Genomic DNA, 14,370 nt, shown 5'->3' with positions numbered 1-14,370 from the left:
GTTGTGCGTGGTTCTTTTCTCGCGGTATGGCGACAACCTGGACATCGGATTCATCGACGAAGGGAACACCGTTGAGGACGACCACCGAAACCCTCGCGTCGACTCTCGGCTGCCCGGAAACGAAGCGCATGATCGACTTCGCGACCCGGTGGATGCCCTACGGCGGCGGGCCGGCCGAGGACATTCTGGTCGGGTTCGGAATCAGCCCGACCGAATACTTCACCAGGCTCGCCGCAGTGCTTCGCGAACCCGACACAGAATCGACTCTCGACCGCGACACGATGTCCGCGTTGCTCGAGGTGTGCCGCCGCAGGCTCTGGCTCGGCGAGTGAATCGTCCTCCGTACATCACCTGACCTCAGGAGTGCTTGTGTCACAAACCGTTCATGCCGTCGTCGCGAAGGCGAAGGGTGAGCCCGTCTCGATCGAGACGATCACCATTCCCGATCCCGGCCCGAACGATGTCGTGGTCACCATCGCCGCGTGCGGGGTGTGTCATACCGATCTGCATTACCGCGAGGGCGGCATCAACGACGAGTTCCCGTTCCTGCTCGGCCACGAAGCCGCGGGCACCGTCGAAGCGATCGGTGATGCTGTCACTCATGTCGAGGTCGGTGATTTCGTGGTGTTGAACTGGCGGGCGGTGTGCGGGGAATGCCGAGCCTGCAAGAAGGGCACCCCCTGGTATTGCTTCGACACCCACAATGCGTCGCAGAAGATGACTCTCGCCGACGGCACCGAACTGTCGCCGGCGTTGGGGATCGGGGCGTTCGCCGACAAGACTCTCGTCCACGAAGGCCAGTGCACCAAGGTCGACCCGGAGTCCGATCCGGCGGTCGTCGGGTTGCTCGGGTGTGGGGTGATGGCCGGGCTGGGTGCGGCGATGAACACCGGGAACGTTTCCCGCGGTGATTCGGTGGCGGTGATCGGGTGCGGCGGTGTCGGTGATGCTGCGATCGCCGGGGCCCGCCTGGCGGGGGCGTCGACGATCATCGCCGTCGACCGCGACAAGAAAAAACTCGACTGGGCTCTCGAACTCGGGGCCACCCACACTGTCGATGCCTCGCAGGTCGATGCCGTCGAGGCCATCCAGGAGTTGACCGGTGGGTTCGGGGCGGATGTGGTCATCGATGCCGTCGGCCGCCCGGAAACCTGGAAGCAGGCGTTCTACGCCCGCGATCTCGCCGGGACCGTCGTCCTCGTCGGGGTGCCGACGCCGGAGATGACGGTGGAGATGCCACTCATCGATTTCTTTTCCCGGGGTGGGTCGTTGAAGTCGTCGTGGTACGGCGATTGTCTACCGGAGCGGGATTTTCCGATGTTGGTCGATCTGTACGAGCAGGGTCGGTTGCCGCTCGAGAAGTTCGTGACCGAACGGATCGGTCTCGGTGATATCGAGGCGGCGTTCGAGAAGATGCATCAGGGCACGGTGCTGCGTTCGGTGGTGGTCCTGTGAGTGGGCAGTTGCGAGTCGAGAAGGTGGTCACGTCGGGGACGTTCGCGCTCGATGGTGGCGAGTGGGAGGTCGACAACAACATCTGGTTGGTCGGTGACGACGACGAGGTGGTGATCGTCGATGCTGCGCATACGGCCGGTCCGATCGTCGATGCGGTCGCCGGTCGTGCTGTGCGGGCGATCGTGTGTACGCATGGTCACAACGATCATGTGACGGTTGCGCCGCAGTTGTCGGGGGAGTTGGATGCGCCGATTCTGCTGCATCCGGCCGATGATGTGTTGTGGGAGCAGACGCATCCGGGCATCGGGCATTCGGTGCTCGAGGACGGTCAGCGGATCACCGTCGCGGGGACGGAGATCGTGGCGTTTCACACTCCCGGTCATTCGCCGGGGTCGAGTTGTCTGTATCTGCCCGAGGCCGGTCAGTTGTTCTCGGGGGACACGTTGTTCTCCGGTGGGCCCGGGGCGACGGGGCGGTCGTATTCGGATTTCCCGACGATCATCGGCTCGATCCGGGATCGATTGTTCGCGTTGCCCGCCGAGACCCGAGTCAACACCGGGCACGGAGACGGAACGAGTATCGGGGACGAGTCCCCGCACCTCGAAGAATGGATCGCCCGCGGGAATTGAGGTTCGATGTTTCGCTGCACAGTGTCACCGATGCCCAGCAGCACAGTGTCACCGATGCCCAGCTTGGGAGAAGTCTCTCCCGGCTGCCGGGGCGAGTCAGCCGGGGTTTGTCGGTGGCCCGAAGTAGGGTCCTGTCCGTGATCATCGTGAGTACGGACGGCTCTTGTCTGCGTAACCCCGGCGGAGCAATCGGGTGGGCGTGGGTCAATCACACGGGTCCGAGCAACTCCGGCGGCGAGCCCTCGGGCACCAACCAGGTAGCCGAGCTCCGCGCCCTTCTCGAGGCAGTGCTGGCCCACCCCGGCCCGGAGCCGTTGCTGATCGAATCGGACTCTCAGTACGCCATCAAGTGCGCGTCGGAGTGGCTGGCAGGCTGGAAGCGCAAGGGGTGGAAGACCGCGGGCGGCACTCCGGTGCGCAATCTCGATCTGGTGCAGAGCATCGAGCGAGCCATCACCGAACGCGAAGGGCCGGTGCGATTCCGGTGGGTTCGCGGCCACGTCGGCAATCACTTCAACGAAGCAGCCGACGCGCTGGCGGGCGAAGCCGCCCGTGCCATCGCGGCCGCCGGAGCGAACGCGGTGCCTGCACCGACCGAGGCCCGCAGCGGACCCGTTGCACAGAAGGCATCCGTTCCCGCTGCGCCGCGCCCGTCCGAACCGGAGATCGCCACCCTGTTCTGACGGCCGAGCCGCGCGCACGTTCCGGATCAGCCGCGGGGTCTCATCCGCGCGTTGGGTAGTTCCGGTGCGTGCAACCTGGGCCCGGGGTAGCCCTCCACGGTGCCGAACTGACCGTTCTCGGCCTCGTACGCGGCCCGATACTCCACCACGTCCTCGTGGCTCTGGCCGACGAAGTTCCACCACATGACTATCTGTTCACCGAACGGCGGACCGCCCAACAGGAGGAATCGAACCGGTTCGCGGGCGGGATTGTGGAGCTGCATCGACCGGTGCCCGGGTTCGAGGTAGCCGAGTTCGGCTGCGGCCAGATCGGTCTCGTTCAGCGTCACCGCTCCGTGGTCGACGACAACTCCGTGTTCGTAGGACTCGTCGATCTCGACACTGACCCGCGCCCCGGCGTCGAGCACGATCTCCGCTCCGAGCAGTGGCGTGTACGTCGACACCGGCGAGGTCCCGCCCAGAAGCGATCCGAGAAACACCCGAGCGGTCAGGCCGGGCCGGGAGATCGAATCGGGAACGTAGTGCTCGAAAGTCGGTGCCACGAAACGGGATACGGCGGGCAGTGCCACCCACAGCTGCATCCCGTGCAGGATGTCGGTGTCGGGTGTCGACACCTCGGAGTGGCTGATGCCCTGCCCGGCCGTCATCAGGTTGAGCTCCCCGGGCCGCACCATCGCATGAGATCCGACGCTGTCGCGATGCTCGATCTCACCGGAGAACAGCCAGCTGACGGTCTGTAGGCCGGTGTGCGGGTGCGGTGCGACGTCCATGCGCGAGTGCTCGGGCCCGTAGTGGTCTGCGAAACACCATGCGCCGATGAGGGATCGGTCCTTGTGCGGCAGGGTGCGGCGCACCTTCATGGCACGAGGGCCGCCGAGTGGAACCTCGCGTGGGGTGAGGACCTGGATCATCAGTGCTCCCGGATGTCGGTCTGGGCGAGTCTGAGCTTGGTGCACAGACTGTCGAGTGTCCTGAGTTCGTCGGTGTCCAATGCATCGCCGACGTAGCGCCTGATGCGGGCGGCGTGTTTGCGTCCGATCGAGGCCTGCAGGTCTGATCCCGCGTCCGTCAGGCAGATCACGGTCCCGCGTTTGTCCGACGGATCATGCTCTCGGACAACGTAACCCATCGCCTCGAGTCGGTCGCACATCCGGCTCAGCGACGGTTGGCTGAGCAGGATCTCGTCGTTGAGTCGACGCAGTCGGAGTCTGCGGCCCGGGCTGGTGCTCAGGGTGAACAGCACGTCGTATTCGCGCATGCCGATCGGATCCCAGATGTCGTCGGCGGCGAACCGGCGCATCAGGGAAACCTGGGAGCGAAAGAGCGACTCCCAGGCGTTCACCGCCACCTCCGTGTCAGACGGCAACGGCTGGTTCCTTCGCAGCGGCCGCGGCCTTCTCTGCCAGCATCGAGGCGTGGGTCGGAGGATTCTCCGGAACGCCGGCCGGGCGTCGGGCAGCGAATTCCTTGCGCAATACCGGTACGACGTCCTCGCCCAGGATGTCGAGTTGTTCGAGCACTGTCTTCAGCGGCAGGCCGGCGTGGTCCATCAGGAACAGCTGACGCTGGTAATCGCCGAAGTAGTCTGCGAATGCGAGCGTCTTCTCGATGACCTGCTGCGGAGATCCGACGGTCAGCGGGGTCTGCTCGGTGAACTCCTCCATCGTGGGGCCGTGGCCGTAGACGGGTGCGTTGTCGAAGTACGGTCGGAATTCGTTCACCGCGTCCTGGCTGTTCTTGCGCATGAACACCTGACCGCCGAGACCGACGATGGCCTGGTCGGCGCGGCCGTGGCCGTAGTGCTCGTAGCGCTCCCGGTAGAGATCGATGAGCTGGATGTAGTGCTCTTTCGGCCAGAAGATGTTGTTCGCGAAGAAGCCGTCACCGTGGTAGGCGGCGATTTCTGCGATCTCCGGGCTGCGGATCGACCCGTGCCAGACGAACGGCGCGATGTCGTCGAGCGGACGAGGAGTGGACGTGAACCGGTCGAGTGGCGTCCGGAAGTTTCCCTCCCACGTGACGACGTCCTCGGTCCACAGGCGTCGCAGCAGCTGGTAGTTCTCCAGAGCCAATGGGATGCCCTGACGGATGTCCTGTCCGAACCACGGGTAGACCGGGCCGGTGTTGCCGCGACCCATGATGAGGTCGACGCGTCCCTCGGACAGATGCTGGAGCATCGCGTAGTCCTCGGCGATCTTGACCGGGTCGTTCGTCGTGATCAGCGTCGTCGACGTCGACAGGATCAACTTCTCGGTGGTGGCCGCGATGTAGCCGAGCATGGTCGTCGGTGACGAGGGTACGAACGGCGGATTGTGATGCTCGCCGGTCGCGAAAACATCCAGACCAACGTCCTCGGCATGCTTGGCGATGGTGACCATCGATCGAATGCGCTCGTGCTCGGAGGGCGTAGTCCCGGTGGTGGGGTCGGTGGTGACATCTCCGACGGTGAAGATTCCGAACTGCATGGCGTGCTCCTACCCGAACGACAAGTTCATGCGTTTGCATTGACTATGCCGTACAACCGGGGTGCGGTCCGGGTTATTTCCGCGGCGGTCACTGCACGAGAGACGCGGTTCCGGTGAGCAACCGCACGTCGTACGACTCGGTCGGGCCGTGCTGCTCGGTGGTTCCGCCGTGCACGGTGTACAGCACTGCGTACGAGGTGAACGTGACGTCCTGGCCGTCGTCCGTATCGATGTTGACGCGGGGCAGAACGACGAGCAGGTGGGTCCGGTTACCGTCCGAGAGGGTCTCGACGACGGTCCGCACCTCGAATCCCAGATCGGATCGGGTGACGTCGGTGGATTCCAGCGTCTCTCCACTGAGGACGAGCTGCGCCGCCCACACTCCGGCGGAGCGATGGGCGTCGACGGTTCCGGTGAGGTCGTCACCGCTGAAGTCGTAGTGGTTCGCTGCTGTGAAAGGCATGGTCACAGGCTATGCCTCGGTCGGTGAAAAAACTTCGAAAGAATTTCCCATCCGCTACCCATCCACCCGGCGACGGGCCCCGAATGGACAATGAGACACCCGCTACTGCTGTCGCCCCCGACCGCCGTCAGTAGTGGGTGTCTCCCTTTGTGTTGCGTGGGTTTGTCGCATGGGTTTCAACGACACCGGTGACAGAGTCCCCTACCCCCTTGCTCCCCAGGAGCACGAAGCTGTGATGACCAAACTGCGTGCTGCGCGACCGTAGGCCCGTATTCGAGTTCGTTGGATGCACCGACGTGCCGCAGTTCGAATCGAGCGCGCGTCTAGGATTCGGAGATGCCGGCATCCAAGACCGAACTGTCCGCCGAACTTCGAGCGCTGCTGGGGCGAGACCGTCGTGATCTTGCTGCGGCACTGCTCACCTCCGCCTTCACGCCGGTCCTGGACGACATGTATCCGTGGGTGACCGGATCTCGGCTGGGTGAGGCGCTCGCCCGAGACGCCGGAATCCGAGTCAGTAACTGGTCGTGGAGCATCGGCCGCAATCCCGACGCCACTCTCGCGCGGCTGATTCTCGAGCTCGTTCTGCTGTGGGAAGGAGCCGGCCTGGCGTGCCGTGGGCTCGCGCTCGACGGTAACGAGGTCGTTCTCCTCGCTCGCGGTGAAGAGCTACTGCGAGCCGGGGATCCTGACTCTGTCCGCCGCGCACTCGCGTGACCGGGAGCCCAGTTCGCTCAGTCGACTGATCAATCTGTCGGTATCGAGTCCGGTGCATCCGACGGCGAATTCGGTCAGCGGCACCACGCTGTGGAATTCGGTACGCACATCGCGGTCGTACAGAACATCGACCAGATTCGCGAAGCGCTGAGCCGCGAAGTCGTCCACGCTCGCGAGAGCCGGAATGTCGGTGATCGTCAGCTGCGGTGCTTTCTGGACCATCTCGAGGTAATCGCCCGTCGAGCGGGCAGCGCAACACAGCTCGGCAAACGTTCGACCACCCGAGACGGGCCCCACGGTCCATGTCCCCGAGGCAAAGCGCGATCCACTGGCGCCGGCGGCGCGGTAATCGACGGGGCCGTCGACACGGACTACGTCGAGGCACTTCTTCAGCTTCTCGATGGTCGGGACGAACGCCGGGTGGAACAGCGGATTCGGCAGCAATTCGTCGGGCGCGTAGTTCGAGGTGACGACCAGGACGACGCCACGAGCGAAGAGTGCGTCGAGCATGCGCGTGATGAGGCGGGCGTCTCCGATGTCGTGGACGTGAAATTCGTCGAAGCACAGCAGTGCCGCCGGAGCCGATCCTGTCGACAGGACATCGTCGATGGCTGAGTCGATGGAAAACCCGTGGCGAAAGTACGCCGCGTGGAGATCGCGAAAGAAGCTGTGGAAGTGCACGCGCTTCTTCGCGGAGGTGTCGGCCGCGGCGAAGTAGCTGTCCAGCAGCCAGGTCTTGCCACGCCCGACCGGTCCCCACAGGTAGACACCTCTGTCGCCGGGTGTCGACAACGTGTCTGCCGCTGCAGCCTGTGCGTCGTCGAGCGTGAAGGCAGCGTCGAAGACGTGTCGCGATGCGGTCGGCCTCATGTGACGAACCGTACGCCCCGCGACTCTACATTTGTAGAGGGCGTGTGTACGGTCACTGCTGTGGACCGCCGCACCGCCATCGCCGACGCCGCGCTCGGCGTCATCGCCCGAGACGGCTTGCGCGTGTTGACGCACCGGTCGATCGATTCGGCGCTGGACTTTCCGGCAGGCTCGACGTCCTACTACTTCCGCACCAAGGCCGATCTGCTCGCCGCCGTGGCTACCCGCCTGATCGAGCTCTCGCGGGCATCGTTTCTGGAGATTCTCGGAACAGAAACCGATGTTGCGACGGTGATCGCTCGCTATCTCGACGCTGCGATCACCCATCGCATGGTCGAGCTCCGGGCTCGCTACGCGCTGATGCTCGATCCTGCGGTCCCGGCCGACATCAGGGCCGACTTGGCCCGTTCGTTCTTCTCACTCGAACGGGCCAGAGAACTGTTCGACGATCCAGCCCACGGAGACGGCTTGGTCTCGCTGTGCGAGGGACTGATGGCCGACGCGATTTTCGGCCGTGGAACCGCGAAAGGGGCTGCGGGACTACGGCTTCCGATATCGGTCTATCTCGCCGGGATTCCGTCTCAGAACGGGTAGCCGACTCCAGTGAGTTTCTCGCTGGCGTCCCACAGCTGGGCTGCGAGTGCGGGATCCTGGGCCATCTTGGTCATGCTCGCCGGGCCCGGCTTGCCGCGGGACTCGAACAGCGATGTGGGACCGCTGTAGGTACCGCCGCCTGCGACGTCGACTGCATAGAGCGTGGGAAGCGCTCCGGCACGGGCGGACTGAGAGATGAACTTCAGTCCGATGGGTGCCAGGGTCGCCAGGATCTTGTTGCTGCCCAAGCCATCGGGGCTCGAGTAGAGCTCGGTCGACGAGATGCCGGGGTGTGCCGCATTGCTGGTGACCTTGGATCCGGCCTTGTCGATCCGACGCTGCAATTCCAGCGCGAACAGGATGTTGGCGAGCTTGGAGTTCGCGTATCCGCGTTGCGCGTTGTAGCCACGCTCGAGCTGGAGGTCGTCGAAGTCGAGCTTGGGGCGCTGACGGTGCGCGACCGAGGCGACGGTCGTGATCTTCGCGTCGGCGGCGAGCTTGGGGAACAGCAACCCGGTCAGCGCGAAGTGGCCGAGATGGTTGGTGCCGATCTGGAGCTCGAAACCATCCTTCGTTTCGGTTCGCTTCGCCGGCATCATGACGCCCGCATTGTTGATCAGAATGTCGATCGATTCGGGAGCCGACTCGGCGTACTTGCGGACCGAACCGAGATCGGCCAGGTCGAGGGTGGCCGTGTCGACAGTTCCGTTCGGGGCCTCCGCGCGGATCTTCGCCGCTGCGGCGTCGGCCTTGTCCTGGTTGCGGCAGGCAAGCGTCACGTGATCGCCGCGCTTGGCCAGCTCCAGAGCCGTGTAGTAGCCGATACCGGTATTCGCACCGGTGATGACAACGCGTTTCTGCTTGGTTTCGGGCACGGCAACAGGCTACCGGTCTGTTTTAGAATGCGCCGGTGAGTACAGCAGAACCCCTTTTTCCGACAGAGATCGGAAACCCTGCGATGCGGGCATTGCGAGCTGCGGGATATACCTGTCTCGACGACCTGGCCGGGGTGCCCGCTGCTGAGCTCGCGTCACTGCACGGAGTCGGACCGAAGGCAGTGAGGATCGTTCAGGAAGCCCTCGAGCGCACCGGCAGATCACTGAGCTGAACGGTCACGTCCAATGTCCTGGACGGGCCAACGCATCGGGTAGCTGTGTCGATCGGTCACCGAGCGCCGCGTTGATCTGGAATTGCGTCGCGAAGATCGTCTCGCGCAGATTCGCACCGCGGAGATCGGCACCGCGAAAATCGGCCCCGATCAGGTCGGCCCAGCGCAAGTCGGCACCGCGCAGATTCGCCCCGATCAGGTACGTACCCCGCAAGCTCGCACCGCGGAGATCCGCACCTGCCAACTTGGCTCCGATCATGTCGCGTCCGCGATAGTTCTTCTTCTTGCCCGACACTTCCGCGCGCACCAGATCGCTGGCATCGAGCAGCACCTCGTTGATCCGCGAGCGCAGTACGGAGACGTCGACCGACAGCAGGCTCTCGGGAGTCCCCGACGTGAGAGTGTCCAGCTCCCTGTATTCGCGGGTAAGCCGGCTGTGCAGGGATGCGGTCGATGTCCGGCCACGTGCATCTGCCAGGTACCAGAGCAACTCGTGCAAATCCCGCATGATCGGGAACACCGCGAACATCTCCGACGAGTTCGACGGCGTTTCTCGCCAGTCCCGTCCCGCGAACGTCGATTGCGACACTTTCTGCCCCGCACCGAAACAGTCGTACACCGTGCATCCGGGAAAGCCCTTCTCCCGAAGCGACGAGTGGATGCCGCAGCGGGAGTCCTGCTGCAGGTTGCGGCACGGTTCCCCCGCGGCTTTGTCGACGGCGAAATCCGACGACTTGGCGAAGGGCAGAGCAACGCAACAGAGTCCGAAACAGCTGCCGCAATCGGCGAGCAGATTCTCGGGTGGGCTCATGTGCTCACTCTGTCCTTCGGGCAGCCGCAGCGTCAAACGAGAATCGTCACTCCGGACGTCGGAGGAGTGCGACGAGCTTTTTCGGGGCCCGGGTGCAGTAGCTCTCCGTGATCAACTCGCCGAGTTCCGTTCGATCCACCGACTCGTCGAGCAGCATGCCGATGATCTCGGGTCCCCAGCCGGGGGCGAAGAAGCCGTCCTGCCTCGACAATGCGTCGAGTTCTGTTCCTCGGGAACGGAATACGAGGACGTGAGCCGGTCCGTCGGTCCCCGCTGCTGTTGCGAATGCCGGAGGAGTGCCGTCGACAATGTCGAGGACGTGGGCGAAGGTGCGGCCACGTACCCGCCATCGGGTACCGACCCACGCCTGCTCCTCGTAGGTCTCGGGCAACGCCAGACACATCTGTCGGACCTCGGGTTCCCAGTTCATTCGACTCCCTGTGACACATGCCGGGCTACAGTATTTCAGCGCGGGGCAGTTGGGCGCAGGCACTTGGAGGAGGCTCCATCCATGGTGAGACCCGAGTACGACGAGGTCGTGTCCGGTCTGCGCGGGGCCGGCTGCGTGTTCGCCGAAGAAGAAGCCGACATTCTGATCGAATCTGCATCGGACAGCGACGATCTCGCCGCCCTGCTCGCTCGCCGTGTCGCAGGGGAACCGCTCGAACACATCGTCGGCTGGGTGTGGTTCTGTGGTCGACGCGTCGCCGTCGAACCGGGGGTATTCGTGCCCCGTCGGAGAACTGAATTCCTGGTGAATTGCGCTGCAGCACTGCAGCCGTCGCGATTGTTGGACATGTGCTGCGGATCGGGTGCGGTAGGACTGTCGGTCGGTGGCGTCACCGAATTACATGCCGCCGATCTCGACGCGGCGGCCGTGGAATGCGCCACGCGCAACCTGGCTGCCGTCGGGGGCACGGTGCACCGCGGCGATCTGTACGACGCCTTGCCGCCGGAGTTGCTCGGATCCTTCGATGCGATAGTGGTCAACGCGCCGTACGTCCCGACGGCCCACATCGAACTGATGCCGCGAGAAGCGCGATTGCACGAGCCGCGGATCGCGCTCGACGGCGGCGAAGACGGTGCCCGCTTCCACCGTCTCGTGGCCGAGGGGGCGCCTGCATGGTTGGCCCCCGGCGGTCACTTGCTGATCGAAAGCAGTGCAGCACTGGCTGATTCGACTCTGCGGGCTGTGCGCGACTGCGGATTCCACGCGCGGGTGAGCGCATCGGACGAATTCGACGCGGTGGTCGTGATCGCTTCGCGTACGTGACGAGACGAGTGCCATACACGGCCGGTTTCGGAGGCGCGTTTCGACTGCGGCGTTTCGACTGCGGCGTTTCGTGGCATTCCCGAACGGATCCCGATAGAGAAAAGAGGCTGTTCGACCATGACTACTTTGCTGTTCGCGGTAACCGCTGCCGACCATTGGACCCTGAACGACGGAAGCAAGCACCCCACCGGGTACTGGGCCGAGGAACTCGTCGAGTCCCATCGCACATTCGTCGAGGCCGGGTGGGACATCACGGTGGCGACGCCGGGTGGCAAGGCGCCGGTCGTCGACGAAGGCAGCCTTGCCGTCGACGCGAACGGCGGCGACGAGCAGAAGGTGGCGGACCAGAAGAGCTACCTGGCCTCGATCGAGTCGATCCTGTCCTCGCCCGCGAAGCTGGAAGACCAGAAGGCCTCCGACTTCGACGTCGTGTTCGTCCCCGGCGGCCACGGGCCCATGGAGGATCTCGCCGTCTCGACGAGCTTCGGTGCCCTCGTGGTCGACTTCCTCGACGCGAACAAGGTGGTCTCGGCGGTGTGCCACGCACCTGCGGCCCTCCTGCCTGCCGTCCGTACCGACGGCTCCTGGGCTTTCGACGGGTACGAGCTCACCGGCTTCACCGACGAGGAAGAGACCCAGGCCGGGCTCGCCGACAAGGCCCCATGGCTCCTCGAGACCCGGCTGCGTGAGAACGGTGCCAAGTTCGAGAACGCCGACGCCTGGTCGCCGCATGTGGTCGTCGACCGCAACCTCTACACGGGCCAGAATCCCGCATCGACGCGTCCTCTCGCGGAGAAGCTGGTCAGCGCCCTTAAGTAAGACGCCGTGGACGGTCGGTGTTCTGCCCACGGAGAACATCGACCGCTCGGGGAACATCACTACTCCTTTCGAAGTTGAGCCCCTATAGCTCAATCCTTTGGAGGAGAAGTGACCGAAACCGTTCGTGTCCCCGTACTGTTCCTGACCGACCCGATCGTCCTGCCCGGAATGGTGGTGCCCGTCGAACTCGACGAGGCCGCACGCGCCGCCGTCGACGCAGCGAAGGCGAGCAACGACGGCTCGCTGCTCGTCGCTCCCCGACTCGAAGATCGGTACGCCGCTTATGGCGTCCTCGCCACCATCGTGCAGATGGGACGGCTCGCTGACGGTCGCCCGGCCGCCGTCATCAAGGCAACTCGTCGTGCGCACATCGGCCACGGGGTCAGTGGCCCCGGGGCGGCCCTGTGGGTCGAGGCCGAGCCCGTCGCAGACGTAGCCGCCAGTGATGACCTCAAAGCCCTTGCAGCCGAATACAAGCAACTCGTCGTGGCGATGCTGCAACGCCGCGACGCGTGGCAGGTGATCGACTCGGTCAACAAGCTCACCGACCCCGGTGCGATTGCCGATACCGCGGGCTACGCGTCGTACCTGACCGACGTCCAGAAGCGGGATCTGCTCGAAACACCTGACGTGGCAACGCGTCTGACATCGCTGATCGAGTGGACCAAGGCTCATCTCGCCGAGGTCGAGGTCAACGACAAGATTTCCGGTGACGTCCGAGAGGGCATGGAGAAGACGCAGAAGGAGTTTCTCCTGCGCCAGCAGCTCGCCGCTATCCGAAAAGAACTGGGCGAGGACGAACCCGACGGCGCGGACGACTACCGCGGCCGTGTCGAGGCTGCGGACCTGCCCGAGAAGGTGCGCGAACAAGCGCTCCGTGAAGTGGGCAAGTTGGAGCGGGCCAGTGATCAGAGCCCCGAGTCGGGGTGGATTCGCACCTGGCTCGACACCGTGCTGGACCTGCCGTGGAACAACACCACGACCGACAACACCGACATCGATTCGGCGCGAGCCGTTCTCGATGCCGACCACCACGGCCTCGACGACGTGAAGGACCGCATCGTCGAATATCTGGCCGTTCGCGCACGGCGCTCCGAGCGGGGTATGCAGTCCGTCGGCGGACGCGGCTCCGGTGCAGTCATGGTTCTCGCCGGACCTCCCGGTGTCGGTAAGACCTCGTTGGGCGAATCGGTGGCCCGCGCTCTCGGTCGTACCTTCGTCCGTGTTGCCCTCGGTGGGGTTCGCGACGAGGCCGAGATCCGCGGCCACCGTCGCACCTACGTCGGCGCATTGCCGGGCCGCATCGTGCGGGCGATCGGCGAGGCAGGATCGATGAATCCTGTTGTGCTGCTGGACGAGATCGACAAGGTCGGTTCGGACTACCGTGGTGATCCCAGCGCCGCGCTGCTCGAGGTACTGGACCCGGCGCAGAACCATACGTTCCGCGACCATTACCTCGATCTGGATCTCGACCTGTCCGACGTCGTGTTCCTCGCCACCGCCAACGTGATCGATCAGATTCCCGGCCCACTGCTCGATCGCATGGAGCTGGTGACCATCGATGGATACACCGAGGACGACAAGGTGGTCATCGCTCGGAACTACCTGCTTCCGCGTCAGATGGAGAGGGCGGCAGTCACATCCGACGAGGTGACCGTCACCGACGCCGCACTGCGCAAGATCGCTGCCGACTACACCCGTGAGCCCGGGGTGCGGCAACTCGAACGCTTGCTGGCCAAGGCTCTACGTAAGGTGGCGACGAAACTCGCGGGCACCACGGACGTGCTCGAGATCGACGAGCCGGATCTGGTGACCTACCTCGGTCGTCCGCGCTTCACCCCCGAGGCGCACGAGCGAACCGAAGTGCCCGGTGTCGCAACGGGTCTGGCAGTGACCGGGCTCGGCGGCGACGTACTGTTCATCGAGGCAGCCTCCACCGAGGGCGACGCGGGCCTCACGCTCACCGGCCAGCTCGGCGACGTGATGAAGGAGTCGGCGCAAATCGCGCTGTCCTACGTGCGAGCGCACGCAGCTCGATTCGGCGTCACTGCCGAATCACTGGATCGCAGTATCCATGTGCACGTTCCGGCCGGGGCAGTGCCCAAGGACGGTCCTTCGGCGGGCGTGACGATGGTGACGGCCCTGGTGTCGATGGCCACCGGGCGTCCGGTGCGGTCGGACGTGGGAATGACCGGAGAGGTGACGCTCAACGGACGTGTGCTGCCGATCGGTGGAGTCAAGCAGAAGCTGTTGGCGGCTCAGCGCGCCGGGCTGAAGACGGTGTTCATTCCGGCACGCAACGAACCCGATCTGGACGACGTCCCTGCGGAGGTCCTGGAGGCGTTGGACGTTCGGCCGATGACCGACGTGGCCGACATCCTGGCGCTCGCGCTGGAACCGGCGGAAGCTGCCGCGGCCGCGTGAGGTGACGGCGACCGTTCTCGGGCTCTGCTTGACCTCGAGTTCGGTCGAGGTTCTACGTT

At 64.6% G+C, this 14,370-nt stretch carries 18 protein-coding genes; 10 read left to right on the top strand and 8 right to left on the bottom strand.

The annotated features are described in order from the left end of the window. Positions 1–71 precede the first annotated feature (71 nt). The 4 genes from JLZ96_RS12115 to JLZ96_RS12100 all read left to right on the top strand — a co-directional run bounded on the left by JLZ96_RS12115 (position 72) and on the right by JLZ96_RS12100 (position 2,767). Positions 72–332, top strand: coding sequence for a DUF3263 domain-containing protein (locus tag JLZ96_RS12115; RefSeq protein ID WP_230074136.1), 261 nt, complete (start codon positions 72–74; stop codon positions 330–332). Between the two features lie 37 nt (positions 333–369). Then, positions 370–1,455 (top strand): S-(hydroxymethyl)mycothiol dehydrogenase, encoded by a 1,086-nt coding sequence (locus JLZ96_RS12110; protein ID WP_201010197.1) that lies wholly within the window; start codon positions 370–372, stop codon positions 1,453–1,455. Further along, positions 1,452–2,084 carry an MBL fold metallo-hydrolase gene (locus tag JLZ96_RS12105; RefSeq protein ID WP_201010196.1) on the top strand — a complete coding sequence of 211 codons (633 nt, stop codon included), beginning with the start codon at positions 1,452–1,454 and terminating at the stop codon, positions 2,082–2,084. Before JLZ96_RS12110 ends, JLZ96_RS12105 begins: the two co-directional genes overlap by 4 nt. A gap of 137 nt (positions 2,085–2,221) precedes the next feature. After that, positions 2,222–2,767 (top strand): ribonuclease H, encoded by a 546-nt coding sequence (locus tag JLZ96_RS12100; RefSeq protein ID WP_032382323.1) that lies wholly within the window; start codon positions 2,222–2,224, stop codon positions 2,765–2,767. 26 nt (positions 2,768–2,793) lie between these two features. Here JLZ96_RS12100 and JLZ96_RS12095 read toward each other — a convergent pair whose 3' ends face one another. The 4 genes from JLZ96_RS12095 to JLZ96_RS12080 form a co-directional block, all read right to left on the bottom strand. Further along, positions 2,794–3,678, bottom strand: a complete 885-nt coding sequence (locus tag JLZ96_RS12095; RefSeq protein ID WP_201010195.1) for a pirin family protein — start codon at positions 3,676–3,678, stop codon at positions 2,794–2,796. Further along, positions 3,678–4,133: a MarR family winged helix-turn-helix transcriptional regulator gene (locus JLZ96_RS12090; RefSeq protein WP_236253918.1), complete on the bottom strand. Its 456-nt coding sequence runs from the start codon at positions 4,131–4,133 to the stop codon at positions 3,678–3,680. The genes JLZ96_RS12095 and JLZ96_RS12090 overlap by 1 nt, the downstream gene beginning before the upstream one ends. Continuing rightward, the gene (locus tag JLZ96_RS12085; protein ID WP_032382324.1) at positions 4,123–5,232 is read right to left on the bottom strand and encodes an LLM class flavin-dependent oxidoreductase; all 1,110 of its coding nucleotides are present in this window, start codon (positions 5,230–5,232) and stop codon (positions 4,123–4,125) included. The genes JLZ96_RS12090 and JLZ96_RS12085 overlap by 11 nt, the downstream gene beginning before the upstream one ends. An 88-nt stretch (positions 5,233–5,320) precedes the next feature. Further along, on the bottom strand, positions 5,321–5,695 hold the full coding sequence (locus JLZ96_RS12080) for a hypothetical protein (RefSeq protein ID WP_145916547.1): 375 nt from the start codon (positions 5,693–5,695) through the stop codon (positions 5,321–5,323). A gap of 336 nt (positions 5,696–6,031) precedes the next feature. Between JLZ96_RS12080 and JLZ96_RS12075 the strand changes: the two genes are divergently transcribed. Then, complete coding sequence (locus JLZ96_RS12075) at positions 6,032–6,412, top strand: hypothetical protein (protein WP_032369575.1); 381 nt, start codon at positions 6,032–6,034, stop codon at positions 6,410–6,412. Here the strand turns inward: JLZ96_RS12075 and zapE are convergent. Then, the gene (gene zapE, locus JLZ96_RS12070; protein WP_201010194.1) at positions 6,365–7,282 is read right to left on the bottom strand and encodes a cell division protein ZapE; all 918 of its coding nucleotides are present in this window, start codon (positions 7,280–7,282) and stop codon (positions 6,365–6,367) included. The genes JLZ96_RS12075 and zapE overlap by 48 nt on opposite strands. A 60-nt stretch (positions 7,283–7,342) precedes the next feature. Between zapE and JLZ96_RS12065 the strand changes: the two genes are divergently transcribed. Next, positions 7,343–7,876 carry a TetR/AcrR family transcriptional regulator gene (locus JLZ96_RS12065; protein WP_201010193.1) on the top strand — a complete coding sequence of 178 codons (534 nt, stop codon included), beginning with the start codon at positions 7,343–7,345 and terminating at the stop codon, positions 7,874–7,876. Here JLZ96_RS12065 and JLZ96_RS12060 read toward each other — a convergent pair. Continuing rightward, positions 7,864–8,751: an oxidoreductase gene (locus JLZ96_RS12060; RefSeq protein ID WP_027495223.1), complete on the bottom strand. Its 888-nt coding sequence runs from the start codon at positions 8,749–8,751 to the stop codon at positions 7,864–7,866. The two genes, JLZ96_RS12065 and JLZ96_RS12060, sit on opposite strands and share 13 nt — an antisense overlap. A 35-nt stretch (positions 8,752–8,786) precedes the next feature. Between JLZ96_RS12060 and JLZ96_RS12055 the strand changes: the two genes are divergently transcribed. Further along, complete coding sequence (locus tag JLZ96_RS12055) at positions 8,787–8,984, top strand: DNA-binding protein (protein WP_032385108.1); 198 nt, start codon at positions 8,787–8,789, stop codon at positions 8,982–8,984. Between the two features lie 4 nt (positions 8,985–8,988). Here the strand turns inward: JLZ96_RS12055 and JLZ96_RS12050 are convergent, their stop codons facing one another. Beyond that, complete coding sequence (locus JLZ96_RS12050; RefSeq protein ID WP_201010192.1) at positions 8,989–9,795, bottom strand: pentapeptide repeat-containing protein; 807 nt, start codon at positions 9,793–9,795, stop codon at positions 8,989–8,991. Between the two features lie 46 nt (positions 9,796–9,841). Continuing rightward, a complete protein-coding gene (locus tag JLZ96_RS12045) occupies positions 9,842–10,225 on the bottom strand; it encodes an MmcQ/YjbR family DNA-binding protein (RefSeq protein WP_032369572.1) in 384 nt (127 codons plus the stop codon). Between the two features lie 81 nt (positions 10,226–10,306). Here JLZ96_RS12045 and JLZ96_RS12040 point away from each other — a divergent pair, with 81 nt between their 5' ends. From JLZ96_RS12040 to lon, 3 genes are all read left to right on the top strand, one after another. Continuing rightward, positions 10,307–11,068, top strand: coding sequence for a putative protein N(5)-glutamine methyltransferase (locus JLZ96_RS12040; protein WP_201010191.1), 762 nt, complete (start codon positions 10,307–10,309; stop codon positions 11,066–11,068). Between the two features lie 117 nt (positions 11,069–11,185). Beyond that, on the top strand, positions 11,186–11,887 hold the full coding sequence (locus JLZ96_RS12035; protein ID WP_027495228.1) for a type 1 glutamine amidotransferase domain-containing protein: 702 nt from the start codon (positions 11,186–11,188) through the stop codon (positions 11,885–11,887). A 108-nt stretch (positions 11,888–11,995) separates the two neighbouring features. Next, positions 11,996–14,311 carry an endopeptidase La gene (gene lon / locus JLZ96_RS12030; protein WP_201010190.1) on the top strand — a complete coding sequence of 772 codons (2,316 nt, stop codon included), beginning with the start codon at positions 11,996–11,998 and terminating at the stop codon, positions 14,309–14,311. The last annotated feature ends 59 nt before the right edge of the window (positions 14,312–14,370 follow it).

Origin of the sequence: Rhodococcus sp. NKCM2511 (assembly GCF_014905595.1) — a bacterium.
GTDB lineage: Bacteria > Actinomycetota > Actinomycetes > Mycobacteriales > Mycobacteriaceae > Rhodococcoides > Rhodococcoides fascians.
Note: the sequence above shows the minus strand (reverse complement) of the source record. Positions and strands in the feature narration are given on the sequence as shown.